Genomic DNA, 23,611 nt, shown 5'->3' on the forward strand with positions numbered 1-23,611 from the left:
TCGTTTCCGTCACCGCAAAGTTGCCGACCATGCGCCGATCCGCCCTGTTCCCCGCCCTTGCCATGATGGTCGCCCTCCCGGCGTACTCGACCGCATTCGACGCCCCGCCGCCGCTGTTTCCCATTGGCGCGGTGCAGGGCAGTGGCGAGCGCAGCCCATACGATGGCGAGCGCGTCATGATCGAAGGCATGGTCGCCGCCGATATGCGTGACGGGCTGGGCGGTGTATTCGTGCAGGATGGCGGTGATGGGGATGCGGCCACCTCCGATGGCCTATTCGTGCAGCTTGCATCCGGTCAGGCGCTGCAGCCAGGCCAGTGGCTGCGGATCACCGGTACCGTGCAGGAGCTGGCGGCGGGCAGGAGCGGTCAATCGCTGACCGCGCTGCAGGCCGAAAAGGTGACAACCGCCGCCGCACGCCCGGCACCGGCGGTCACCGTGCTTGATGGCGTGCCGGCCAGCTGGGAGGCGCTGGAAGGCATGCAGATACGCATCGCCGTGCCGTTGACCTTGTCCGCGCACCACCAGCTGGCACGTAATGGCGAACTCACCGTCGCCTTCGATGGCCGTCTGTGGCAGCCCAGCGAACTGGCGGCGGCCGGCACCGACGAACATGCGGCGCTGGAGGCCGGCAATGCCCGCCGCCGGCTGCGGCTGGATGACGGCAGCAGCCGGCGCGATCCTGACACTGTGGGCTATCTGCCGGCCGATGCGGTGCTGCGCACCGGCATGGTGCTGGAAGGTGTCGAAGGCGTGGTCGACCAGCGTTTCGACGGCGATTACCGCCTGCAGCTGACTGCTCCATTGCAGTTGCCGGCACCCGCGCGGCCGCAGCCACCCCGGGTGGCAGGTGGTTTGCGCATTGCCGCGTTCAATCTCGAGAACTATTTCAATGGCAATGGTCGCGGCGCTGGTTTCCCGACCGCGCGCGGCGCCAGGACTGCGGAGCAGCTGCAAGCGCAGCAGGCCAAGCTGGTGGCCAGCATCCGTGGCCTCGATGCCGACGTGGCGGCGTTGATGGAGCTGGAGAACGACGGCTACGGCCCGGATTCGGCCATCGACCAGCTGGTGCGGGCGCTCAATGAAGGACAGGGCAGGAAGGGCCGCTGGGCGTTTGTCGATGCCGGAAACGGACCGGGTGACAATCCGATCCGGGTCGGCATCATCTACCGCGCCGCGCGCGTGGCGCCGGTGGGGCGGCCGGCGGTGCTGGAAGAAGGGCCGTTCGGCGAACGCAGCCGGGTGCCGCTGGCGCAGGCGTTCCGAATGGGCCGTAGCGGGGCGCCGTTTGTGGTCGTAGCCAATCACTTCAAGTCCAAGGGCTGCTCGGAAGCGAGCGGTGCCGATGCCGACCAGAAGGATGGCCAAGGCTGCTGGAATGCCACCCGGGTCGAATCGGCGCGCTTGCTGCACCAGTGGCTGCAGGGCGATCCCACCGGCAGCGGCAGCAAGGACGCGGTGCTGCTGGGCGACTTCAACGCCTATGCGATGGAAGACCCGATCCGCACCCTGCAGGCCGACGGCTGGCAGGACGCATTCAAGCTGGCCGGCGTTGCGCAGCCCTACAGCTACGTCTACAACGGCCTGGCCGGGCGCCTGGACCACGCGCTGCTGAGCCCGGGCATGGCCGCGCGGCTGAAGGGCGCGGCCGAATGGCATATCAATGCCGACGAGGCCGATGAGGTGGGCTATCAGGGCCGCAACGTGCCCGGCCCGTGGCGCAGCTCCGACCACGATCCGCTGCTGCTGGGCTTCGAGCCGTAACGCCCGGCACCTGCAACACACGCAAGGCAGGTCGTTGTGCGCGCAACACCTGCCTTCTTGCTTTACAGCGTGCCGCGGGCGATCAGGGCGATTGCCACCACCGCCAGCACCAGACCGGCGCGGTTCCAGCGGCTGGTTTTTTCACCGAAGGCGAACACGCCGACCAGGGCGCCCAGGCACACCACGCCGATGTTCATGCCGGCGAAGACCGTCGCCGGGCTGTGTGGCAGCGCCTGGTGCGCGCGCACATAGAACAGGATGTTGCCGAAGTTGAGCAGGCCCAGCAGCAGTCCATAGCCGAAGTTGCGGGCGGTGAGCCGCGCCGCGCCGCTGGCGTGGCGTTGCAGCTGCCAGCCCAGCATCAGCACGAAGGCGAGGGCGAAACTGACCAGCAGCGCGGCGGTGGAGGGCGTGCCGGCGGCGGCCACCTGCTTGAGCAGGATGTCGATCAATGCGAACCCGGCCCACACCGCCATCAGCCAGCGCCAGCTGGAAGGGGCGGCGGCTCCGGCATCGCCCGCACGCGCGCTCACCCCGACGATGGCCAGCAGTCCCAGTCCCAGCCCGGCCAGCTTCCAGCCGTTGGCCTGCTCGCCGAACAGCACGAAGGCGGCGAGCAGCGACAGCAGCAGCGACAGTCGTTGCGCCACGTCGCTGCGGACGATGCCGGTCTCGCGCACGGCCCGCGCCAGCACCAGGAAAATACCGGGCAGCAGCAGCGCCAGCCCGAACAGGGCCGGCCAGGGCGTGTGGCCGTTGCCCAGCGCGTGCAGCGAGGGCTTGAGCAGCACTAGTGCCAGCACGCTGGCGGCCAGGTAATTCCAGGTCACCGCCTGGGCGATATCGATGCCGCGGCGCGGCGCCAGTTTCAGCACGACCGATACCAGCACGCTGCAGGTCACGCTCAGGATCAGGAAAAGCATCAGGGACAACCCACGTGAAGGAAGGAGCAATGAAGCCGCCGGGCGGGGCCGGTATTATGACGCCCATGCAAACGCCCCCCTTTCCCCACGAATCGACGACGCTGACCCTGGCAGGGCCGGTCGGGCCGCTGGAAGTCGCCGTCGACCTGCCCGATGGCGACACCGCGTCGCGTCCGGTCATCGCGGTCATCTGCCATCCGCTGTCCATCGAAGGCGGCAGCATGCACAACAAGGTGGTGACCCAGGCGGCGCGCGCGCTGCGTGATCTGGGCATCACCACGGTGCGCTTCAACTTCCGCAGCGTTGGCGCCTCGGCCGGCACCTACGACAACGGCATCGGTGAAACCGATGATCTGCACGCGGTGTTCAACTGGGTGCGCAGCCAATGTCCGCACAGCACGCTGTGGCTGGCCGGTTTCAGCTTCGGCGCCTATGTCTCGCTGCGTGCGGCCGGCGCCTTGCGACCGCAGGCGCTGATCTCGATCGCGCCACCGATGGGCCGCCGTACCTGGGATTTCAGCCAGGTGCAGCCGCCATTGAACTGGCTGGTGATCCAGGGTGATGCCGATGAAGTGGTGGACGCGCAGGCGGTGTACCAGTGGCTGGAAGCGCTGGAGCGCCCGCCGCAGCTGGTGCGCATGCCCGATACCAGCCATTTCTTCCATCGCAAGCTGATCGACCTGCGTGGCGTGATCCAGCACGAAGTGCGGCGCTGGCTGCCTGACAGCAGCAGCTGAGAGGCCGACGATGACACCTTCACAGCGCTACGCCGCCGGCGTGGCCCGTGGCGACTGGCGCGACGATGTCGCCCAGCATGCTGCATTGGCCGAACTGGACCGCATCCACGAGGCCATCGTCGACAGTGCGCAGGACGGCTGGCTGGATCGCCTGTCCGCGTTCTGGAAGAAGCCCGAGCCGATCCGCGGCCTGTACTTCTGGGGCGGAGTGGGCCGTGGCAAGACCTTCCTGGTGGACCTGTTCTACGACGGCCTGCCGATCAAGGAAAAGTACCGCACCCATTTCCACCGTTTCATGCGCGGCATCCATGAGCAGCTGCGCGAGCACCAGGGCCAGAGCGACCCGCTGGCGAAGATCGCCCAGCAGTGGCGCAGCAGCCTGCGGGTGCTGGTGCTGGACGAATTCTTCGTCACCGATATCGGCGATGCGATGCTGCTGGCGCGGTTGCTGGAGCGGCTGTTCGCCGAGGGCGTGACGCTGGTGACCACGTCCAACACCGCGGTGGAGAACCTGTACCTCAACGGCCTGCAGCGTGACAGCTTCCTGCCGGCCATCGGCCTGCTGCAGAAGTACTGCGTGGAGCTGTATGCCGAAGGCACCGAGGATTACCGCATGCGCGTGCTGACCCGCTCGCCGGTCTACCGCGCGCCGCTGGAGGACGACAGTGATGCATGGCTGGGTGGGCGCTGGAAGGAGCTGAGCGGCGGCGGGGCGGCGCAGGCCGGCAACATCCAGATCGAAGGTCGCAAGATCCCGGTGCGCGGCCGTGGCAAGAGCATCGTCTGGTTCGACTTCGCCGCGCTGTGCGAAGGCCCGCGCGGGCCGTCGGACTACATCGAGATCGCGCGCGAGTTCACCACCGTGCTGCTCGGCGGCATTCCGCATTTCGACCGCATGAACGAGGATGCCGCGCGCCGTTTCGTCAACCTGATCGACGAGCTGTACGACCGCCAGGTCAACCTGGTCTGCACCGCGCAGGACCCGCCGCCGCTGCTGTACTCGGGCACCCGCCTGGCCGGTGCGTTCGAGCGCACCGCCAGCCGCCTGATCGAAATGCAGAGTGCCGAGTACCTGGGGACCGCGCACCGCAACTAGCGGCGCCCGGTTCAACCCCGTTTCGTGCGCTCATCCGTTCCTCTCCATGCATGCCGCCATGGCGGTCCCACGCACGCAACGGAGCAAGCAGATGAAGCGTACCCGCACGTCCTCCCGGCACCTGCCGGCCTGTTCGATGGCCTTCGCGCTGACGGTGCTGGCCGGTTGGCCGGCACTGGCTGGCGAGCCGCTGTGGCCCGAGCCCGCCAGCGCCGTGGCCGGGCAGGTGGTCCCGAAGCAGTCGCGTCAGCGCCAGACCACCCCGAATTTCCGGGCGCCCACCGCCACCGTCTGCAGCGACGTGCCGCGGATGCACGAGGTGCCCGATCCGCAGCCGCAGGCGCAACGGCGGCGTGGTGAATCGACACTGACGCGCAAGCATGTCGGGGCACGGCATGAAGCCGTCATGCCGGCGCCTGCGGCCCCTGCACCTCCGGCGCCGGTGGCCTCGGCCGCGCTTGATGCGGTCGCGGTCACGGCCGAGGCCAAGGCCAAGGCCAAGGCCAAGGCCGGCAGCATGCGCGTACCGCCGCGCCGGCCGCTGCCGCCGGTACCGCAGCAGCAGGGACCGGTGACTGCCGGGGTGGTCGATGACAACGCCGACTTCGGCGGCTTCCGCCAGTTCCTGCAACGCCACCCGCAGGCGCAGCAGCTCGGGCGGGATACCGGTGTGCGCCAGCAGCTGCGCGTGGTCGACACGCAGGGCCGGCCGGTAGCCGATGCCGAGGTGGCGGTGAGTGCGGCCAGTGGCGCACGCATGTGGGCGCGCACCGATGCCGGTGGCAAGGTGTGGCTGCATCCCAACGCCTTCGATGATCGCGATTCGGACAGCTACCGGATCGATGTGCGTCATGCGGGCCGGACAGCGCAGGCGCAGCTGCGGCGTGGCCAGAAAAACACGCTGGACGTGGTGCTCGCCGCAGCGCCGGTGCCGGCGCGGGCAAAGCTGGATCTGGTGTTCATGGTCGATGCCACCGGCTCGATGGGCGACGAGATCGACAAGCTGCGGGGCTCGCTGCAGGGCATCGTGCGTGAGATCGGCCGGCTGCCGTCCAATCCGGACATCTGCCTGGGGCTGGTCACCTACCGTGACCGTGGCGACGAGTACTTCGTGCGCAGCTGGGACCTGAGCGGCAATGTCACCGCCTTCCAGCAGGTGCTCGACGGCGTGCGTGCCAACGGCGGCGGCGACTATCCCGAGGCGATGAACGAGGCCTTCGACCATGCGGTGCAGACGCTGGCCTGGCGTGGGACGGGCACCACCCGGCTGCTGCTGTCGCTGGCCGATGCCCTGCCGCACATGGACTATCCGCAGCCGCACTACGACAGCACGATGCTGGCCGCGCTGGGCAAGGGCATCAAGGTGCTGAGCGTGGCAGCCTCCGGGCAGGACACCACCGGCGAGATCGTGCAGCGGCAGATCGCCCAGTACACCGGCGGGCGCTTCATCTTCCTCACCTACAAGGATGCGGAAAACCCGCGCAGCGGACCGGGTACCGAAACCGTGCACGAGGTGGCCAACTACTCGGTGGACACCCTGGACCAGCTGGTGGTGCGGCTGGTGCGCGAGGAGCTGGCGCAGCTGCCGGCAGGCGGCTGAGTCGGCGGCCGGCGTGGCTCAGGGCAGGGCGGGTGCTTCGCCCTCATCCTGGAACAGCCCGCTCCAGGACAGGCCGTGGCGGTGGCCATCGCCCAGCAGCAGCACCTGGTGCAGGTTGCGCACGATGCGCTGGGCATAGCCCAGGTCGTTGACCAGCGAACCGAGCTGGCTGCCGTCGAGGCGGCCATCCCGGACGGCGGCGAACAGGCGCGCGGTGAATTCCTCCTTGAATGCCTGCATGCGCGGTTCCAGTGCCTGCAGCTCGTGCCGCCAGCGCTGCGGGTCGTCATGCTGCTGGCCGCAGCGCACCAGCCAGGCCAGCGCATCGAGCAGTTGCAGGCGCAGCTCGCGGTAGGCATCGGCGGCGGCATTGCCGGCCTGTGCTTCGGCACCGGCATGGCGCTTAAGGTTGGCCTGCAGCTGATGCGCGTCCTTGACCGCCTTGACCAGCTGCGAGGCGGCTTCCTGGCCGTTGCGCCACCACTGCTGCTGGACCGCATCGAGCGGCTGTTCGAAGCGGCCGATGAAGCGCAGCAGTTCGCCGTACAGCGGCTTGACGTGCTGGCGGTACAGCGCCTCGCTGTCCAGGGGCGAGCGCTGCAGGCGCTGGCGCAGCACGGCGACGTCGCGCTGCGGCGAATCCAGTTCGTCGGGCGGGCAATACAGGGCCTGGCCGATGACTTCCAGGCTGATCCGGCCCAGATGGTGCAGCTCCTGGCTGAAGGCCTCGGTGGCGCTGTCGGCGCTGAGCAGTGCGCTGTCGGTCAGATAGGGCGAACGGTTTGGTGTCGGGCCGCTGGCGATCTCGGCGATCAGCCCGACCGCTTGCGGGCGGTCGGGCAGCCAGCGTTCCAGCAGTGCGGCGAAGGCCGGCTGCCACGGCCAGAACAGCGCCACGCCCAATGCGTTTATCAGGGTGTGGAACAGGGCCAGCTGGATCAGCGCGTTGTCGCCCATGCCGGCCACCGCGGTGAGCCACAGCACCGCCGCCTGCAGCAGCGGCAACGCCAGCAATGCCAGTGATGCGGTGGTGACGTTGAACAGCACGTGCGCCAGTGCCAGCCGCTGCCCGGCGCGGTTGCCGCCGATGTAGCCCATCACGCCGGTGGTCACGCTGCTGCCGACGTTCGAACCGATGGCGATGGCCAGGCTCTGCGCCGGCTCCAGCTGCCCCTGCGACAGCGCGGCCAGGGTCAGCATCAAGGTGGCGTGGGAGGACTGCACGATCACCGTCAGCAGCAGGCCCACGGCCACGAACAGCAGCGTGCCGGCCCAGCCATCGGCGGCATAGCTGCCCAGCTCGATGGTGGCCATCGCCGAGAAACCGTGCTTGATCTGGTCGATGGCCAGGAAGATGAAGGCGATGCCGACCACCAGTCGGCCGGCTGCCGCGCCCTGGGGGCCGGTGTAGCGCGCCAGCACGCCGAACACCAGCAGTGGCAGCGCCAGTGGCGACAGGCTCAGGTTCTGCCCGGCCAGCGCCAGCAGCCAGATGCCGCTGGTGGCGCCGAGGTTGGCGCCCAGCAGCACCGCGATCGCACCGCCGAGCTGGATCAGCCCGGTACTGAGAAAGGCGATGGTCAGCAGCGACACCAGCGTGCTGGACTGCAGCAGCAGGGTCGCGCCGCCGCCGAACAGCAGGCCCTTGAACGGGGTGGCGGTACTGCGCGCCAGCAGCCGTTCCATGCGGCCACCGGCCAGCTCCTTGAGGCCCTGCTCCAGGCACTGCATGCCGAACAGGAACAGCGCCAGCCCGGCGCACAGCTGCAACCAGCCGGCGCTGTAGTGGAACGATGCGCCCAGCGCCACCGCCAGTATCGCCACGGCAATCCACTTGAGCGTCTGGGTCACGACCACCTCCTCGGCAAGGGGCGGGGATTGAAGCAGGTTTGCCGGCAATTTGCGCGCTGCCGGGTCGTGCGCGACGCCTGCGACCAGCACTTTCTTCCGGGCCTGTCCCGGTTTTTTCACAATATCTGGTATTGCGGATGTCATTTATCCCCACTATCTTGTGGGCGTCGGTTCCATCGGGCAGCAACCCGGTGGACTAAGAGGGAAGCCGGTGAGCCTGTCAGGTGATTCCGGCACTGCCCCGCAGCGGTAATTGGGAACGACCCCGCCACACAGCACTGAGGCCGCCCGGCCTTGGGAAGCGGCGGGCCAGGAGAAGGCCATGCCTTCGCGCCCATGAGTCCGAAGACCTGCCGACAGCCGCGCGAAGCACACCGCGCGGTGCCGGCCGCGCGAATCTCCGGGGGGAGATGGTCGGTGCAGCACGAGTCGTGACGTGGACCCCGACGGTCCGCGCGTCGCGGTCCGTGCGACACCGCGTCCCCATGCTCTGGAAACGCCGGCCCCGCTACCTGTCGAGGGACGGGAGCCGCGTGCATCACGCATGGAGAAACACCGTGACCATTTCCGAAACGCCCGCCGCCGTCGCCACCGCCACGGCAGACGGATTCCTGTTGACCCCGCCGCCGACGGCCACCGCGATGAGCGTGACCAAGCGCAACGGCGTGGTCGAGCCGGTGGACCTGAACAAGATCGTGCGCGCCATCCAGCGCTGCTGCGAAGGCCTGCACGCGGTGGACCCGATGCGCGTGGCCACCCGCACCATCTCCGGCCTGTACAACGGCGCCACCACCCAGGAGCTGGATGAACTCTCCATCCGCACCGCCGCGCTGCTGATCGGCGAGGAGCCCGAATACGGCCGTCTGGCCGCGCGCCTGCTGGCCCGCTTCATCGCCAAGGAAGTCTCCGGGCAGGAGATCCACGCGTTCTCGCAGTCCATCGCCCGTGGCCACGAAGTCGGCCTGATCAATGATCGCCTGCTCGGCTTCGTGCAGACCAACGCGCGCAAGCTCAACGACGCCATCGACGTGTCGCTGGACCTGCACTTCGACTACTTCGGCCTGCGCACGCTCTACGACCGCTACCTGCTGCGCCATCCGCATTCGCGCAAGGTGCTTGAGACCCCGCAGCAGTTCTTCCTGCGCATCGCCAGCGCGCTGAGCGAGGACGTACCCGAGGCCCTGGCGCTGTACCAGCGCATGGGCAACCTGGACTACCTGCCGTCTAGCCCGACCCTGTTCAATGCCGGCACCGTGCACGAGCAGCTGTCCTCGTGCTTCCTGCTGGATTCGCCACTGGATTCGCTTGAGTCGATCTACGCCAAATACGGCGATATCGCCCAGCTGTCCAAGTTCAGTGGCGGCATCGGCGTGAGCTGGTCGCGGGTGCGTGCGCGTGGCGCGCTGATCCGCTCCACCAACGGCCATTCCAACGGCATCGTGCCGTGGCTGAAGACGCTGGATTCCTCGGTGGCGGCGGTCAACCAGGGCGGCAAGCGCAAGGGCGCGGCCTGCGTGTATCTGGAGACCTGGCACGCCGATATCGAGGACTTCCTGGAGCTGCGCGACAACGCCGGTGACGACGCGCGCCGTACCCACAACCTGAACCTCGCCAACTGGGTGCCGGACCTGTTCATGGTCCGCGTGGAGGCCGACCAGCAATGGTCGCTGTTCGATCCGAGCGTGGTGCCTGAGCTGACCGACCTGTACGGCGACGCATTCGAGCGTGCCTATGTGCAGGCGGAAATGCAGGGCAAGGCCGCACGGAGCATTTCCGCGCGCAAGCTGTACGCGCGGATGATGCGCACCCTGGCCGAGACCGGCAACGGCTGGATGACCTTCAAGGACAAGTGCAACCTGGCCAGCAACCAGACCATGCGTCCGGGCAATGTGATCCATCTGTCCAACCTGTGCACCGAGATCCTGGAGATCACCTCCAGCGACGAGACCGCGGTATGCAACCTGGGCTCGATCAACCTGGGCAACCACTTCGACGCGCACGGCGATTTCGATTTCGAAAAACTGGCCGAAACCGTGCGCCTGGCCGTGCGCCAGCTCGATCGCGTCATCGACCTGAACTTCTATCCGATCGAGACCGCCCGTCGCGGCAACCTGCGCTGGCGCCCGGTGGGTCTGGGCTGCATGGGCCTGCAGGACGTGTTCTTCCGCAAGCGGCTGCCGTTCGATTCGGAGCAGGCACGCGCGCTGTCCAGGCAGATCGCCGAGACGATCTACTTCCATGCGCTGGAGACTTCGTGCGAGCTGGCTATCGAGCGTGGCCCGCATCCGTCGTTCAACGACACCCGGGCCGCCAGTGGCGCCTTGCAGTTCGATGCGTGGAACATCGCCCCGGTGGATGTGGCGCGATGGGATGCCTTGCGGGCGCGCATCCAGCAGCACGGCCTGCGCAACTCGCTGCTGATCGCCATCGCCCCGACCGCGACCATCGCCTCCATCGCCGGCTGCTACGAATGCGTGGAGCCGCAGGTGTCCAACCTGTTCAAGCGCGAAACGCTGTCCGGCGACTTCCTGCAGGTCAACCGCTATCTGGTCGGCGAGTTGAAGCAGCTCGGCCTGTGGACGGCGGAAATGCGTGATGCGATCAAGCTGGCCGACGGTTCGATCCAGAACCTGCCGCAGATTCCCGAGCCGCTGCGACAGGTGTACCGCACCGCGTGGGAACTGCCGATGCGCGCGCTGATCGACATGGCCGCTGACCGCGGCGCCTTCATCGACCAGTCGGCCTCGCTCAACCTGTTCATGGAAAGCCCGAACATCGGCGCGATGTCGTCGATGTACATGTACGCATGGAAGCAGGGCATCAAGACCACCTACTACCTGCGCTCGCGCCCGGCCACCCGGATCGCCAAGACCACGGTCAGCAGCTACGCCCCCGCAGAAGCGGTGGCCTGCTCGCTGGAGAACCCGGAAAGCTGCGAGGCCTGCCAGTAAGCCCCATCACGCCGCCGCCGGAGACAGCGGCGGCGGTCATGCGGCATGTCCGCTACCTGCATGCAGGTTTCCATGGCGTCCCTCGGGAGGCCGCAACGAATAAAGAGAAAATTTCCATGTCCGACCAGTCCCGCCAGATGCTGCTTGATCCCGGTTTCGAACTGACCCTGCGCCCGATGCGCTACCCGCACTTCTACGAGATGTACCGCAATGCGATCAAGAACTCGTGGACGGTGGAGGAGATCAATTTCCAGATCGACATCAGTGACCTGCACGGCAAGATGTCGCCGGCCGACCGTCATCTGATCCACCGTCTGGTCGCGTTCTTCGCCACCGGCGATTCGATCGTTTCCAACAACCTGGTACTGAACCTGTACCAGCACCTCAACGCGCCCGAAGCACGCATGTACCTGTCGCGGCAGCTGTACGAGGAAGCGCTGCATGTGCAGTTCTACCTGACCCTGCTGGACAACTACCTGCCCGATCCGGACGAGCGCGCCAAGGCGTTCGCCGCGGTGGAGAACATTCCGGCGATCAAGACCAAGGCCGATTTCTGCTTCAGGTGGATCGACTCGATCCAGGACCTCAAGCGCATCGAGACCCGCGACCAGCGCCGCCAGTTCCTGCTCAACCAGATCTGTTTTGCCGCCTGCATCGAGGGCCTGTTCTTCTTTGCCGCCTTCGCCTACGTGTACTACTTCCGCTCGCGTGGCCTGCTGCCGGGGCTGGCCTCGGGCACCAACTGGGTGTTCCGCGACGAAAGCGCGCACATGGAGTTCGCCTTCGAGTGCGTGCGTACCGTGCGCGAGGAGGAGCCGGACCTGTTCGACGAGGAGATGAAGCAGCAGGTCTACACGATGCTGGCCGAGGCGATCGAGTGTGAGGTGCAGTTTGCCGAGGACGTGCTGTCCGGCGGCGTGGCCGGCATCTCCACCCGCGACATGCGCCAGTACCTGCAACATTGCGCCGACAACCACTTCCTCAAGCTGGGCATGGAGAAGAAGTACAACGTGCGCAACCCGCTGCCGTTCATGGAGCTGCAGGACGTGCAGGAGCTGACCAACTTCTTCGAGCGCCGTGCCTCGGCCTACCAGGTCGGTGTGCAGGGCGAGGTGGCGTTCGACATGGCGTTCTGAGCCGTCACGCCGGCTGTTCTAAAATGGCGGCCTCCCCACAAGGTCCACGGCGCTGTCGCCGTGGGCCGCACGTCGCAGGACTGTCATGACCCCCATCGCCGAAACCACGCCGCCCACCGAGATCCGCATGGCGGAAATCGTGTTCCCCAACCACACCAACCACATGGGCACGCTGTTCGGTGGACAGGCGCTGGCATGGATGGACAAGGCCGCGTTCCTGGCCGCGGCCCGTTACTCGCGCCACACCGTGGTGACCGCGCGTTCGGACCAGGTCGATTTCAAGCTGCCGATCCGCATCGGGCAGATGGTGGAGACCATCGGCCGCGTGGTGCGGGTCGGGCGCAGCTCGATGACCGTGGAAGTGGAACTGGTCACCGAGGACCTGCACAGCGGCGAGCGCAAGCTGTGCACCAAGGGCACCTTCGTGATGATCGCGCTGGACACCGACGGCCACCCGACCGCGGTGCCGGCATTGCCGCGCTGAGTCGCCCGGTCGTGGACGGCGCATCAGCGGTTCCGGCCGGAACGGCGGCGCTGCCGGTCACCGGCCTGCCGGACTTCATCGCCTGCCACCGCCGGTTGCTGGTGATCACCGGCGCCGGTTGCAGCACCGATTCGGGCATTCCCGACTACCGTGATGCCGACGGGCAGTGGAAACGCACACCGCCGGTGGACTACCGCGCGTTCATGGCCGAGCCGGCCACGCGCCAGCGCTACTGGGCGCGTAGCCTGCTGGGCTGGCCGGGTTTCGAACAGGCCCGGCCCAATGGCAGCCACCATGCGCTGGCGGCACTGGAAGCGGACGGCCGCATCGAGCTGCTGCTGACCCAGAACGTGGACGGCCTGCACCAGCGTGCCGGCAGCCGTTCTGTCATCGATCTGCACGGGCGACTGGACCAGGTGCGCTGCATGGGCTGCGAGGCACGGTCCGCACGCGCGGTGTTGCAGCAGCGGCTGCTCGGCGCCAATCCCGGCTGGCAGGCACGGGAGGCGACGCCCGCCCCTGACGGTGATGCCGATCTGGAAACGGATTTTTCCGGCTTCCGGGTGCCGGCCTGCGCGCACTGCGGCGGCATCCTCAAGCCGGACGTGGTGTTCTTCGGCGAGAACGTGCCGCGCGCGCGGGTGGAAGCGGTGCATGCACACCTGCGCCGGGCCGATGCGGTGCTGGTGGTCGGCTCCTCGTTGATGGTCTATTCCGGCTTCCGTTTCGTGCAGACGGCGGCGAGCACCGGTCTGCCGGTGGCGGCGGTGAACCTGGGCCGTACCCGCGCCGATCACCTGCTCGCGCTGAAGATCCAGCAGCCGTGCGCACAGGCACTGGCATTCCTGCTGCCGGCGAACGGCTGAATCGCGCACACGGCGGGATATGCGAAACAGTGATCCATCGGCGTGGTTGTGTGCGGGGACGGACAGGGGTGCAATAGCGCCCGTTTTCTCCTTGTCCGTGAGTCTGTTTTGAGCCAGCTGTTTTCACCGGTCGCCTTCGGCCCGTTGGCGTTGTCCAACCGTATCGTTATCGCCCCCATGTGCCAGTACGCGTCCATCGACGGGCTGGCCAATGACTGGCACCGCATCCATCTGGGCCAGCTGGCGCAGTCCGGCGCCGGGCTGCTGATCCTGGAAGCCACTGCGGTGCTGCCCGAAGGGCGCATCAGCTGGGCCGACCTGGGGCTGTGGGATGACGCCACCGAAGCGGCGCTGGGGGCGGTGCTGGCCTCGGTGCGGCAGTGGTCGCCGATGCCGATCGGGGTGCAGCTGGCGCATGCCGGGCGCAAGGCCTCCACCGCGCGGCCATGGGACGGTGGTGGCGCGTTGCCGCCGGCCGATCCCAATGGCTGGCAGACGCTGGCACCGTCGGCCTGCGGCTATCTGGGCAGCGATCCGACCCCGCAGGTGCTGGACAGTGCCGGTATCGACGCGGTGGTCGACGCGTTTGTCGAGTCCGCGCGTCGCGCCGAGCGGATCGGGCTGGAGCTGATCGAGATCCACGCCGCGCACGGCTACCTGCTGCACCAGTTCCTGTCGCCGCTGAGCAACCAGCGCGATGACGAATACGGCGGCTCGCTGGAGAACCGCCTGCGCCTGCTGGTGCGGGTGTTCGATGCGGTGCGTGAAGCGGTCTCGGAAAAGATCAGCGTCGGCGTGCGGATCTCGGCCACCGACTGGGTCGAAGGCGGCTGGGATCTACCGCAGAGCATGGCGCTGGCGCAGGTGCTCGATGCCCGCGGCTGCCAGTTCCTGCATGTCTCCAGCGGTGGCTTGGATCATCGGCAGAAGATTCCGGTGGCACCGGGTTACCAGGTGCCGTTCGCCGCGGCGATCAAGCCGCTGGTGAACATGCCGGTGATCGCGGTGGGACTGATCACCGAACCCCGCCAGGCCGAGGCCATCGTCAGCAACGGGAAGGCCGATGCGATCGCGCTGGCGCGCGGTATCCTCTACGACCCGCGCTGGCCGTGGCATGCCGCCGCGGCATTGGGGGCCAAGGTGACGCCGGCGCCGCAATACCTGCGCTGTGAGCCGCAGGACGCACGCGGGGTGTTCGGTTGATGGTACCGGTGCGGCGTGACTGGCGGTTGCCACCTCGCGCGATGCCCTGGGTGTTCGCGTTCTACATGGCCGCGATCATGGCGTTGCTGATGTGCACGGTGATCATCGCCAGCAACACCGGCATCGATGGCGGCCTGCCCCTGCGCATCCTGCGTGCCTATGTGCTGGCGATGCCGGTGGCGTTCGCGTGCGTGCTGCTGGTACGGCCGCTGGTTGGCCGGCTGGTACGGCTGAGCGTGCGTGACGGTGGCTGAGCGCCGGGGTGCTTGGTTGCAGTTGTCAGCATTGCGTGCGGCGGCACAGCGTTGACTTAGACTCCACCGGCTATGCGCCCCGACTACATCCTCACCCTGTCCTGCCCGGACCGTCCCGGCATCGTCTACCGCGTCTCCGGCCTGCTGTTCGATGCCGGTTGCAACATCCTCGATGCGCAGCAGTTCGGCGACGAGGAAAGCGGCCGTTTCTTCCTGCGCGTGCATTTCGACATGCGCACGGCCGGCGATGAGCCGGAGGTGCGCGGACAACTGCAGGCGCTGGGCGAGGCGTTCGCGATGGACTGGCAGTTGCATGACGCGCGCCGTCGTGCGCGGCTGCTGGTACTGGTCAGCAAACAGGGTCATTGCCTGAACGACCTGCTGTTCCGCACCCACAGCCGCCAGCTGAAGGTGGATATCGCCGCGGTGGCCTCCAACCACACCGACTTCGGTGCGCTGGCCGGCTCCTATGGGGTACCGTTCCACCACCTGCCGGTGAGTGCGGAGAACCGTGAGCAGCAGGAACAGCAGCTCATCGACCTGGTCGAGCGCGAGCGCATCGATCTGGTGGTGCTGGCGCGTTACATGCAGATCCTGTCACCACGGCTGTGCCAGGCGCTGGCCGGGCGTGCGATCAACATCCACCACAGCTTCCTGCCCAGCTTCAAGGGCGCGCAGCCGTATCACCAGGCACATGCGCGCGGGGTCAAGATCATCGGCGCCACCGCGCATTACGTCACCAGCGATCTGGACGAAGGCCCGATCATCGAGCAGGACGTGGCGCGGGTGGATCACGCGATGACGCCGCGCGATCTGGTGCAGCTGGGCAGCGATACCGAGTCGCTGGTGCTGGCGCGTGCGGTGCGCCGCCATGTCGAGCACCGCATCCTGCTCAACGGTCACCGCACGGTGGTGTTCCGCTGAGGCAGCAGCCGGACCGGCGATGGCGGCAATGCCGCCACTTCGCCACCGGTCATTTCAAAGCAGGTCGATTCCCGCCGCATCCAGCGCGATGCGGGTGGCGCTGTCGCTGTCGATCGATACCGGCCGGCTCAGCTCCCACAGCAGGCGCACGCGGAAGCCGCTGATCGCCGCGTCCTGCGCGCTCCACAGCACGCAGTAGTCGCGTGCCAGCCCGCAGACGTGCACCTCGGCGATACCACGTTCGTGCAGCCAGCCGGCCAGTCCGGTGACCGGGCGTTCCCCGTCGGGGCCGGTGTTCTCGCGGAAGGCGCTGTAGGAATCCACCTGCCGGCGCATGCCCTTGCGCAGGATCAGGTCGGTGCTGCGCCAGTCCACGCGCGGGTCGAGCGCCGCCCCGACCGTTCCCTGCACGCAATGGTCCGGCCACAGGGTCTGCGGCTGGCCATGCAGGTCGATCGTGTCGAATGGAGTGCGGCCGGGGTGCTGGCTGGCGAAGGAAGCATGGTCGGCCGGATGCCAGTCCTGGGTGGCCACCACCGTGGCATAGCGTCCGCCGGCCAGCAGCGCGGCGATGCCGGGCACGATGGCGTCACCCTGCGGGCAGGGCAGCGCGCCGCCGGGCATGAAGTCCGGCTGCAGGTCCACCACCAGCAGCGCAACGTCGTTTGCGTACATCGACTGATTCCTGACACGGGCAGATGGACAGTTTACGTGGGCCACCGGCGGGAGGATATTCAGCTCACCGCCTGCGCTGGCCGGGACGGGAGAGGGACATGATCGCGTGGTGGGAAATCGGTATGCGGCTGCTGCTGGCGGCGCTGCTGGGCGCGGTGATCGGCATCAACCGTGGACGCCTGGAATGGGCGGCGGGACTGCGTACGCACATGCTGGTCTGCGTGGGTTCGGCGCTGGCGATGATCGTGTCGGCCTTCGGTTTCTTCGATGTGCTGGGCCGGCCCAACGTGGTGCTCGATCCTTCGCGCATCGCCGCGCAGGTGGTCAGCGGCGTCGGCTTCCTGGGTGCCGGCACCATCCTGTTCCTGCAACGCGAGCAGGTGATCCGTGGGCTGACCACCGCGGCGGGGTTGTGGGCGGTGGCCTCGGTGGGACTGGCGGCCGGTGCCGGTCTGTATGTGGCGGCAGTGATGACCACGCTGTTGCTGTGGGCGATCCTGGCCCTGCTCAAGCCGCTGGAGCAGCGCTATCTGCGTCGCCGTGCACGCAGTGGCCGGCTGCGTTTGCGGGTGGCGGCAGGCACGCCGCTGGCGCGGGTGGAAGCGGCGGCCAGTGCCGCGGGTCTGCCGGTGAAACGGATCACCCTGCGGCCACGCGAGCAGGACAACGACATCGTCGATATCGATTGCGATCCCCCGTTGCCGCGCGAGCAGTTGCTGGCCAAGGTGCAGCAGCTGGGAGGCGTTGAAGGGGTGGTGTCGGTGGAACTGCCGGGATTGGCACTGGACTGAGCGCGGAAGCCCCGGAGCGGGCCTCCGCGACAGCCGTCATCAGGCGGCGAACTCCGCCCGCAGCACCTGCGCCGCCTGCACCATCGCCTCCAGCGCCGCGCGGGTTTCCGGCCAGTGCCGGGTTTTCAGGCCGCAATCCGGGTTCACCCACAGTTTTTCCGCAGGCAGCACCGCGCTCGCCTTGCGCAGCAGTTCCACCATCCCGGCGGGGTCGGGGATGTGTGGCGAGTGGATGTCACAGACACCGGGGCCGATCTGGCTGGGATGGTCGAAGCGTGCCCGGGAAGTTCCAGGTCGAATCGGAAGACACGGTGTCTTCCGGCCCCGGCCGGTCTTCGGGCTAATGGACGTGGATGCACGGGTGCATCCACCTATTGGCCATCGCTTCCCGGGTGTGAACCCAGTGCCGATGACGGCGGCCGTTTCCATGGCGGACAGGGGGGCAGCAATGGGAGCGGCGATTCTACGTGCGGCGCTGCACATGGATATCGGGGGCGCTCTTACGCCGGCTCTATACACTCCGCCCGCCGTGCCCCGGCTGTCGGCCGACAGCTGTTGGCGTGCAGGGCGTGGAGGCGGACGTGGGCAATACAGGCAGTTGCAGGCAGTGCTGTCATCAGGCAGCGCAGGTAATTGGTGCGCGCAGCCGGCGGGCATGGGCGGCGTTGCTGACGGCGACGCTGTGTGCGGCGGCAGGCAATGCCGGGGCGCAGCACCGTTCCTACAACCTGCCGGCCGTGGTACCGGCGGCGGAAGTGGAACAGCTGGAGGCGCAGCGCCGCGAACTGTTCCAGAAGATCCTCGCCAACCCGGCCGATGTCGATGCCGGCTTCGCCTATGCGGTGCTGTCCACCCGCGTGGGCGATTACGAAGCGGCCATCGGTACCTACGAGCGCCTGCTGGTGCAGCATCCGGGTACGCCGCGGCTGAAACTGGAACTGGCCGCGCTGTACTTCCGGCTCGGTGCCTATCCGCAGGCGCGGATGCTGTTCGAGGCGGTGCTGGCACGTGCCGATACGCCGGACACGGTGCGCATGAAGGTCAGGGGCTATCTGGATGTGATCGATGCCGGCAAGCGGCAGCGCAGCGGGTTTTCCGGGCGGCTGATGCTGGGCAGCCACTGGGAAAGCAACGCCAACGCGGCCCCCGACGTGAATTCGATTTCCCTCAACGGCATGGATTTCCTGCTGGCGCCGGAATCGCGCGCGGCCAGCGATCTCAGTGGCCAGCTCGGTGTGAACCTGCGCTACCGTCACCTGCTGTCGCGTCATGGCGACCGGCTGGAGGTGTCGCTGGGCGGCTCGGGCAACCGCTACCGTGAGCTGGGCCGGCTCGACAGCCAGGTGCTGGAGTTGCGGGCGGGCCCGGATCTATCGCTCAGCCGCGTCGGCCTGCGCGATGCGCGGCTGTCGCTCAGTGCGGTGGCCGGGCAGATGTGGCTGCAGGGCACGCGCTACATGCACTCCGATGGTCTGGCGCTGGCCTACCGGCAACCGATGGGGCGCGAGGCTTCGCTGGCTGTGAGCCTGGACTACCGCGATGAGCGTTACACCCCGCCTGCGGCGCAGGCCAGCGCGGCGGAGTTTTCCGGCCAGCGCTATCGCGCGGGCGTGAGCTATACCCGCCAGCAGGCCACCGACTGGCAGTGGATGCTCGGATCGGGGATCGAACGCCGCAAGGCGCGCGCCGATTACAACGCGTACTGGGAGCCGCGTCTGAATGCGGCTGTCAGCCACCGCTTCGCCGCGCCGCTGGGCGCTGGCCGCCAGCCCTGGACGCTGGCACTGACAGGACAGCTCGCCCGCCGCCACAGCGATGGCCCCATGCCCGTGGTCAACCGCCACGAGCGGCAGAAGGGCCATGAACTGATGCTGCAGCTGGTGCAGACCATTCCATTGCGTGACAGCACCGAGCTGCAGCTGTTCGCGGGCTACCGCGATGTGGATTCGAATTACCAGATCCGCAACTACAGCAACCGGTTCGTCGGCTTTTCCGTGTCACAGAATTTCTGAGGAGCCGATATGGCCGCCAAACATCTTCCGGTGATTGTCCTGCTGCATGCAACGGTGCTGCTGACCCCGGCCTTCGCCCAGCAACCGCAGGTGGGCGTGACCGCGGCGGTATCGCCGGCAGCCCGCAGCCAGCTGGGCACCGCCGCCATGCGCCAGGTCAGGCTGGGTGATCACGTGCTGCGTGACCAGCGCTTTGAAACCGATGACAGGGGCGCGGTGCAGATCCTGCTGGCCGATGGCAGCAGCTTCACCGTGGGCCCGCGCTCGTCGCTGGTCATCGACCGCTTCGTCTACGACCCGGACAAGGGCACCGCGAAGCTGGCCGCCAGCGCCAGTCGCGGCATCCTGCGCTTCGTCGGTGGCGCCGCTTCCAAGGCCCGCGATGGCGTGTCGATCACCACCCCCGTGGGCACCGCCGGCATCCGCGGCGCGGTGGTGGATGTGCAGCTCGGTGACCCGGTACGGTTTGATCTGGTCTATGGCGACAGCATCGAATGGGCCGGCAATGACGGGCAGTCCGGCAATCTGAGCCAGGCAGGGACGTCGATGATGATCGGTGCCGACGGCCCGATCAGCTACGACGACAACCTGCCGCCGCTGTCCCCGGGCCAGGTGACGGATTCGCCCAACCCGCCACTGGCTGGCACTAGTCCTCTGGACGACAACCCGAGCGGCCTGGCCGGGTTCAGCGGTGCACCGATGGGCATGGATCTGTCGGACCGGAGTTTTGCCGCAGCCGATATGGGGGGCGGAGGGACTCCTGGCAGCGAGGAGCTGACGCTGGGCAATACCCAGACCCAGATCAATTCGGGCTCCGGTTCTGGACCCGTGGATCCGCCCGATCCCGTGGATCCGCCTGATCCTGTGGATCCGCCCGACCCGGTGGACCCACCCGACCCGGTGGACCCACCCGATCCCGTGGATCCGCCTGATCCCGTGGACCCGCCTGATCCCGTGGATCCGCCTGATCCCGTGGACCCGCCCGATCCCGTGGATCCGCCCGATCCCGTGGATCCGCCCGATCCCGTGGATCCGCCTGACCCGGTGGACCCGCCCGATCCCGTAGATCCACCCGATCCTGTAGATCCACCCGATCCGGTAGATCCGCCTGATCCTGTGGATCCGCCTGATCCCGTGGATCCCCCCGATCCTGTGGACCCGCCCGATCCTGTAGACCCACCCGATCCCGTGGATCCGCCTGATCCCGTGGATCCGCCTGATCCCGTGGATCCCCCCGATCCCGTGGATCCGCCTGATCCCGTGGATCCCCCCGATCCTGTGGATCCTCCTGATCCCGTGGACCCACCCGATCCCGTGGATCCGCCCGATCCGGTGGATCCGCCCGATCCCGTGGATCCGCCGAAGACGCGGGAAGGGCCCTACAACGGTTTTGCGTCCAGCTTCAGCGGCGGAAGTGCGGCCTACGGGGGTAGCGCGCACCTGGTTTTCGATAGTGCGTCCGGAACCTTCTCCGCCCGTATCTCTCCGATGCAGTGGGAGGGCGCCGCTTTCGAGGTCGCGCAGGGCCAGTACGTGTCGGACAACGAATTCGGCGCCAGCACCGGCGATGGCAGCCTGCAGGTGGCTGCCGATCCGGCGGCGCTGTGCGATTGCGACTACCTCAGCTGGGGCAGTTGGGAGGCGACAGTGCCGGCCCACGGCACCGAGCATTCGGCCGAGCACGGCTACTGGGTGGTCGGCAATCTCACTTCCAGCGCAGAGTTGCCCACCGACATTGTCGCCAGCTATAGCGGGCGTGCGATCGGTGCGGTGAGCGATGGCGTGTCCGATGTCCGTACCGTCACCGGCGACTTTTCCGCGACCGTGGATCTTGCCAGCCGCACCGCCAGTCTGCAGATCAGCAACTTCGATGGGCGTTCATTTGGTGCCAGCGATCTGTATCTGGATATCAAATCCATGGGTCCGGATGGCATTTTTTCCGGAGGGCTGATGGGCGATCCGGGCAGCGAACTCCATGGCAGCTACAGTGCCGGCTTTGCCAGCGATGGCGAGGACAAGGCGGCGGGAATGCTGGGTACCTTCGACGTGCAGGATGACGGCTGGTCGGCCAGCGGCATCTTCGGCGGCAGCAAGGAACCTCCTCGGCTATGACGGCCGTGGCAGACGTGCGGCCGCTGCGTCCGGGCAAGGCGAAGCTGTTCTTCGCCGGTCTGCTGGTCCTGCTGCTGGCACTGGCGGCGGATGTGTTCCTGCGCGATGGGCTGGCACGGCTGTCGGAGCTGCTGTTCGACGCTTTCCAACGCGCCGCGCCGCGTACGGCCACCCTCGATCCCGGTGTGCTGGTGGTGGATATCGATGAGGCCTCGCTGCAGCGGATCGGGCAATGGCCGTGGCCACGCGACCAGATCGGCCAACTGGTCGATACCGCCGGTGAACTGGGCGCGGCGGCCATCGCCTTCGACATGGTGTTCACCGAGCCGGACCGCACGTCGCTCGGGCCGCAGCTGCAGCGCCTGCGCGCGCGGGGAATGGATATCCGTGTGCCGCCGGAAGCGGTGCTGGACAACGACCAGCTGTTTGCCCAGGCCATCGCGCGCAATCCGGTGGTGGTGGGGGTGGCGCCTTCGGATGAGGTTGAGCGCCTGTTGCCGCCGCCGCTGGCGGGTATGGCGTTTGCCGGCAGTGATCCGGCCCGCTACCTGCCGGGTGTCGGCGGTGGCCTTTCCAACCTGCCGATGCTGACCGCAGCGGCCAGCGGTATCGGCAGCTTTTCCTTTCCCCCGGCACACGACAACATCATCCGCACCATGCCGCTGGTGGCCTCGGCAACGGGCCGGCTGTATCCGGGCCTGGGCGTGGAGGCGCTGCGGGTGGCGCAGGGCGCGTCGGGCCTGATGCTGCGTTCCAGTGACGCCAGCGGCGAGAGTGGCGGCGGGCCGCTGGCCTTGCTGTCGCTGAAGGTGGGCATGCTGGAGCTGCCGGCCGTCACCGACGGGCATTTCCGCCTGCATTACTCCGGCATGCCGCACATGACGGTGATTCCCGCCTGGCAACTGTTGCAGGACGATGCCGCCACGCTGGCCGACAAGCTCGAAGGCCGCATCGTGCTGGTCGGCACCTCGGCCATCGGGCTGCGCGACATCGTCGCCACGCCACTGGCGGCCGCCGTGCCGGGCGTCAACGTGCATGCCGAGTTGATCGACCAGGCCATGAACCAGCAGTTCCTGCTGCGTCCGGATTGGGCACGGGGTGCCGAGGTGCTGCTCGCCATCGTGAGCGCGCTGGTCCTGCTGCTCGTGCTCGGCAGCGGTCGCGGATTGCTGTCGGCGCTGGCGCTGCTGGTGCTGGGCGGAGTGTCGCTGGGAGGCGCGTGGTGGTCGTATCGCCAGCACAGCCTGTTGCTGGATCCGTTGCCGGCGTTGCTGTGTCAGCTGACGGTATTTGTGACGATGATGCCGGCGCTGCTGTTCTTCGGGAACCGGGAAAAGCGCTTCGTGCGCTCGGCCTTCGGCCGCTATCTTTCGCCGGCTCTGGTGGAGCGGCTCTCGCACGATGCCAGCGCGTTGCGGCTGGGTGGCGAGAACCGTGAGATCAGTGTGCTGTTCTCCGATATCCGTGGTTTCACCACGCTGTCGGAAACGCTGGCACCCGATGCGCTGACCGCGCTGCTCAACCGCTATCTGACGCCGATGAGCGATGTGCTGCTGGCGCATGAGGCCACCATCGACAAGTACATCGGCGATGCGATCATGGCGTTCTGGAATGCGCCGGTGGATATCGCCGGGCACCCGCGCAAGGCCTGCCTGGCGGCACTGGGCATGGCCGCGGCGGTGGATGCGTTGAACCGCGCGCATGGCAGCGCACTGAAGATCGGAGTCGGCGTGCATCTGGGCGATGCCTGTGTCGGCAACCTCGGCTCGCAGCAGCGCTTCTCCTATTCGGCCATTGGTGACACCGTCAATCTGGCCTCGCGGGTGGAGAGCCTGACCAAGTTCTATGGCGTGACGCTGATGGTCACCGAGGCGGTCCGGGCACAGGCGGCCGATCTGGCGTTCGTCGAAGCCGATCGCGTGCGCGTGGTCGGCCGCAGCGAGCCGGTGCTGCTGCATGTGCTGCTGGGGGATGCGCAGCTGGCGGGCGAAGCGGGCTTCGGCGAAATCGCGCGGCAGCACGCGCAGATGCTGGAAGCCTACCGCGCCGCCGACTTCGAAGCGGCGCAGCGGATACTCGAGGGGCTGTGCCGGGAGCCGGCCGCAGCGCCGTTGTCCGGCCTGCATGCGCTGTATGTGCAGCGCCTTGAAGCGTTGTGCAGGAACCCGCCTGCGCACTGGGACGGCATCTTCACGGCCACCTCCAAGTGATGACAGACTCCATGCCAGCTCCG

The 23,611-nt window shown here is 67.6% G+C and carries 18 protein-coding genes, 1 pseudogene and 1 riboswitch; of the genes and pseudogenes, 15 read left to right on the forward strand and 4 right to left on the reverse strand.

Features of this window, described 5'->3' with window-relative positions:
- Positions 1–29: 29 nt before the first annotated feature.
- Positions 30–1,763: an ExeM/NucH family extracellular endonuclease gene (locus ACSBPQ_RS01095; protein ID WP_442683253.1), complete on the forward strand. Its 1,734-nt coding sequence runs from the start codon at positions 30–32 to the stop codon at positions 1,761–1,763.
- Between the two features lie 62 nt (positions 1,764–1,825).
- Here the strand turns inward: ACSBPQ_RS01095 and ACSBPQ_RS01100 are convergent, their stop codons facing one another.
- Complete coding sequence (locus tag ACSBPQ_RS01100) at positions 1,826–2,686, reverse strand: EamA family transporter (protein WP_442683254.1); 861 nt, start codon at positions 2,684–2,686, stop codon at positions 1,826–1,828.
- 65 nt (positions 2,687–2,751) lie between these two features.
- Here ACSBPQ_RS01100 and ACSBPQ_RS01105 point away from each other — a divergent pair, with 65 nt between their 5' ends.
- The 3 genes from ACSBPQ_RS01105 (at position 2,752) to ACSBPQ_RS01115 (ending at position 6,119) form a co-directional block, all read left to right on the forward strand.
- The gene (locus ACSBPQ_RS01105; RefSeq protein WP_442683255.1) at positions 2,752–3,423 is read left to right on the forward strand and encodes an alpha/beta hydrolase; all 672 of its coding nucleotides are present in this window, start codon (positions 2,752–2,754) and stop codon (positions 3,421–3,423) included.
- A gap of 10 nt (positions 3,424–3,433) precedes the next feature.
- A complete protein-coding gene (gene zapE, locus ACSBPQ_RS01110) occupies positions 3,434–4,519 on the forward strand; it encodes a cell division protein ZapE (RefSeq protein WP_442683256.1) in 1,086 nt (361 codons plus the stop codon).
- A 91-nt stretch (positions 4,520–4,610) separates the two neighbouring features.
- Positions 4,611–6,119: a VWA domain-containing protein gene (locus tag ACSBPQ_RS01115; RefSeq protein ID WP_442683257.1), complete on the forward strand. Its 1,509-nt coding sequence runs from the start codon at positions 4,611–4,613 to the stop codon at positions 6,117–6,119.
- An 18-nt stretch (positions 6,120–6,137) separates the two neighbouring features.
- Here the strand turns inward: ACSBPQ_RS01115 and ACSBPQ_RS01120 are convergent, their stop codons facing one another.
- The gene (locus tag ACSBPQ_RS01120) at positions 6,138–7,970 is read right to left on the reverse strand and encodes a Na/Pi cotransporter family protein (RefSeq protein WP_442683258.1); all 1,833 of its coding nucleotides are present in this window, start codon (positions 7,968–7,970) and stop codon (positions 6,138–6,140) included.
- Between the two features lie 151 nt (positions 7,971–8,121).
- Positions 8,122–8,342, forward strand: a riboswitch (cobalamin riboswitch).
- A 269-nt stretch (positions 8,343–8,611) separates the two neighbouring features.
- On the opposite strand from ACSBPQ_RS01120, the gene ACSBPQ_RS01125 reads away from it, so the two are divergent.
- The 7 genes from ACSBPQ_RS01125 (at position 8,612) to purU (ending at position 15,788) form a co-directional block, all read left to right on the forward strand.
- Positions 8,612–10,921 (forward strand): ribonucleoside-diphosphate reductase subunit alpha, encoded by a 2,310-nt coding sequence (locus tag ACSBPQ_RS01125; RefSeq protein WP_442684476.1) that lies wholly within the window; start codon positions 8,612–8,614, stop codon positions 10,919–10,921.
- Positions 10,922–11,037: 116 nt separating this feature from the next.
- Positions 11,038–12,057: a ribonucleotide-diphosphate reductase subunit beta gene (locus tag ACSBPQ_RS01130; protein ID WP_442683259.1), complete on the forward strand. Its 1,020-nt coding sequence runs from the start codon at positions 11,038–11,040 to the stop codon at positions 12,055–12,057.
- Between the two features lie 85 nt (positions 12,058–12,142).
- Positions 12,143–12,541 carry an acyl-CoA thioesterase gene (locus tag ACSBPQ_RS01135; protein WP_442683260.1) on the forward strand — a complete coding sequence of 133 codons (399 nt, stop codon included), beginning with the start codon at positions 12,143–12,145 and terminating at the stop codon, positions 12,539–12,541.
- Positions 12,542–12,552: 11 nt separating this feature from the next.
- A complete protein-coding gene (locus ACSBPQ_RS01140; RefSeq protein ID WP_442683261.1) occupies positions 12,553–13,407 on the forward strand; it encodes an NAD-dependent protein deacetylase in 855 nt (284 codons plus the stop codon).
- A gap of 108 nt (positions 13,408–13,515) precedes the next feature.
- Positions 13,516–14,610: an NADH:flavin oxidoreductase/NADH oxidase gene (locus ACSBPQ_RS01145; protein WP_442683262.1), complete on the forward strand. Its 1,095-nt coding sequence runs from the start codon at positions 13,516–13,518 to the stop codon at positions 14,608–14,610.
- 41 nt (positions 14,611–14,651) lie between these two features.
- The gene (locus tag ACSBPQ_RS01150) at positions 14,652–14,864 is read left to right on the forward strand and encodes a DUF2798 domain-containing protein (RefSeq protein ID WP_442683263.1); all 213 of its coding nucleotides are present in this window, start codon (positions 14,652–14,654) and stop codon (positions 14,862–14,864) included.
- Positions 14,865–14,936: 72 nt separating this feature from the next.
- Positions 14,937–15,788 (forward strand): formyltetrahydrofolate deformylase, encoded by an 852-nt coding sequence (gene purU / locus ACSBPQ_RS01155; protein ID WP_442683264.1) that lies wholly within the window; start codon positions 14,937–14,939, stop codon positions 15,786–15,788.
- Between the two features lie 54 nt (positions 15,789–15,842).
- Here the strand turns inward: purU and pncA are convergent, their stop codons facing one another.
- Entirely contained in the window at positions 15,843–16,463 is a 621-nt protein-coding gene (pncA, locus tag ACSBPQ_RS01160; protein ID WP_442683265.1) for a bifunctional nicotinamidase/pyrazinamidase, read from the reverse strand.
- A 98-nt stretch (positions 16,464–16,561) separates the two neighbouring features.
- Here pncA and ACSBPQ_RS01165 point away from each other — a divergent pair, with 98 nt between their 5' ends.
- A complete protein-coding gene (locus ACSBPQ_RS01165) occupies positions 16,562–17,254 on the forward strand; it encodes an MgtC/SapB family protein (protein WP_442683266.1) in 693 nt (230 codons plus the stop codon).
- 39 nt (positions 17,255–17,293) lie between these two features.
- On the opposite strand, the pseudogene ACSBPQ_RS01170 reads toward ACSBPQ_RS01165, so the two are convergent.
- Positions 17,294–17,518: pseudogene (locus tag ACSBPQ_RS01170) on the reverse strand (hypothetical protein); the annotation flags it as partial.
- 401 nt (positions 17,519–17,919) lie between these two features.
- Between ACSBPQ_RS01170 and ACSBPQ_RS01175 the strand changes: the two are divergent.
- The 3 genes from ACSBPQ_RS01175 to ACSBPQ_RS01185 are packed head-to-tail and all read left to right on the forward strand — an operon-like array spanning position 17,920 to position 23,588.
- Complete coding sequence (locus ACSBPQ_RS01175) at positions 17,920–19,266, forward strand: surface lipoprotein assembly modifier (RefSeq protein ID WP_442683267.1); 1,347 nt, start codon at positions 17,920–17,922, stop codon at positions 19,264–19,266.
- A 9-nt stretch (positions 19,267–19,275) separates the two neighbouring features.
- Positions 19,276–21,378 (forward strand): FecR domain-containing protein, encoded by a 2,103-nt coding sequence (locus ACSBPQ_RS01180; protein WP_442683268.1) that lies wholly within the window; start codon positions 19,276–19,278, stop codon positions 21,376–21,378.
- On the forward strand, positions 21,375–23,588 hold the full coding sequence (locus ACSBPQ_RS01185) for a CHASE2 domain-containing protein (protein WP_442683269.1): 2,214 nt from the start codon (positions 21,375–21,377) through the stop codon (positions 23,586–23,588). The genes ACSBPQ_RS01180 and ACSBPQ_RS01185 overlap by 4 nt, the downstream gene beginning before the upstream one ends.
- Positions 23,589–23,611: the final 23 nt, after the last annotated feature.

Source organism: Stenotrophomonas sp. JC08 (genome assembly GCF_052180205.1).
GTDB lineage: Bacteria > Pseudomonadota > Gammaproteobacteria > Xanthomonadales > Xanthomonadaceae > Stenotrophomonas.

Coding starts and splice junctions, on each gene's coding strand:
- ACSBPQ_RS01095 (WP_442683253.1), top strand. CDS start 30: ATGCGCCGATCCGCCCTGTTCCCCGCCCTTGCCATGATGGTCGCCCTC.
- ACSBPQ_RS01100 (WP_442683254.1), bottom strand. CDS start 2,686: ATGCTTTTCCTGATCCTGAGCGTGACCTGCAGCGTGCTGGTATCGGTC.
- ACSBPQ_RS01105 (WP_442683255.1), top strand. CDS start 2,752: ATGCAAACGCCCCCCTTTCCCCACGAATCGACGACGCTGACCCTGGCA.
- zapE (WP_442683256.1), top strand. CDS start 3,434: ATGACACCTTCACAGCGCTACGCCGCCGGCGTGGCCCGTGGCGACTGG.
- ACSBPQ_RS01115 (WP_442683257.1), top strand. CDS start 4,611: ATGAAGCGTACCCGCACGTCCTCCCGGCACCTGCCGGCCTGTTCGATG.
- ACSBPQ_RS01125 (WP_442684476.1), top strand. CDS start 8,612: ATGAGCGTGACCAAGCGCAACGGCGTGGTCGAGCCGGTGGACCTGAAC.
- ACSBPQ_RS01130 (WP_442683259.1), top strand. CDS start 11,038: ATGTCCGACCAGTCCCGCCAGATGCTGCTTGATCCCGGTTTCGAACTG.
- ACSBPQ_RS01135 (WP_442683260.1), top strand. CDS start 12,143: ATGACCCCCATCGCCGAAACCACGCCGCCCACCGAGATCCGCATGGCG.
- ACSBPQ_RS01150 (WP_442683263.1), top strand. CDS start 14,652: ATGCCCTGGGTGTTCGCGTTCTACATGGCCGCGATCATGGCGTTGCTG.
- purU (WP_442683264.1), top strand. CDS start 14,937: ATGCGCCCCGACTACATCCTCACCCTGTCCTGCCCGGACCGTCCCGGC.
- pncA (WP_442683265.1), bottom strand. CDS start 16,463: ATGTACGCAAACGACGTTGCGCTGCTGGTGGTGGACCTGCAGCCGGAC.
- ACSBPQ_RS01165 (WP_442683266.1), top strand. CDS start 16,562: ATGATCGCGTGGTGGGAAATCGGTATGCGGCTGCTGCTGGCGGCGCTG.
- ACSBPQ_RS01180 (WP_442683268.1), top strand. CDS start 19,276: ATGGCCGCCAAACATCTTCCGGTGATTGTCCTGCTGCATGCAACGGTG.
- ACSBPQ_RS01185 (WP_442683269.1), top strand. CDS start 21,375: ATGACGGCCGTGGCAGACGTGCGGCCGCTGCGTCCGGGCAAGGCGAAG.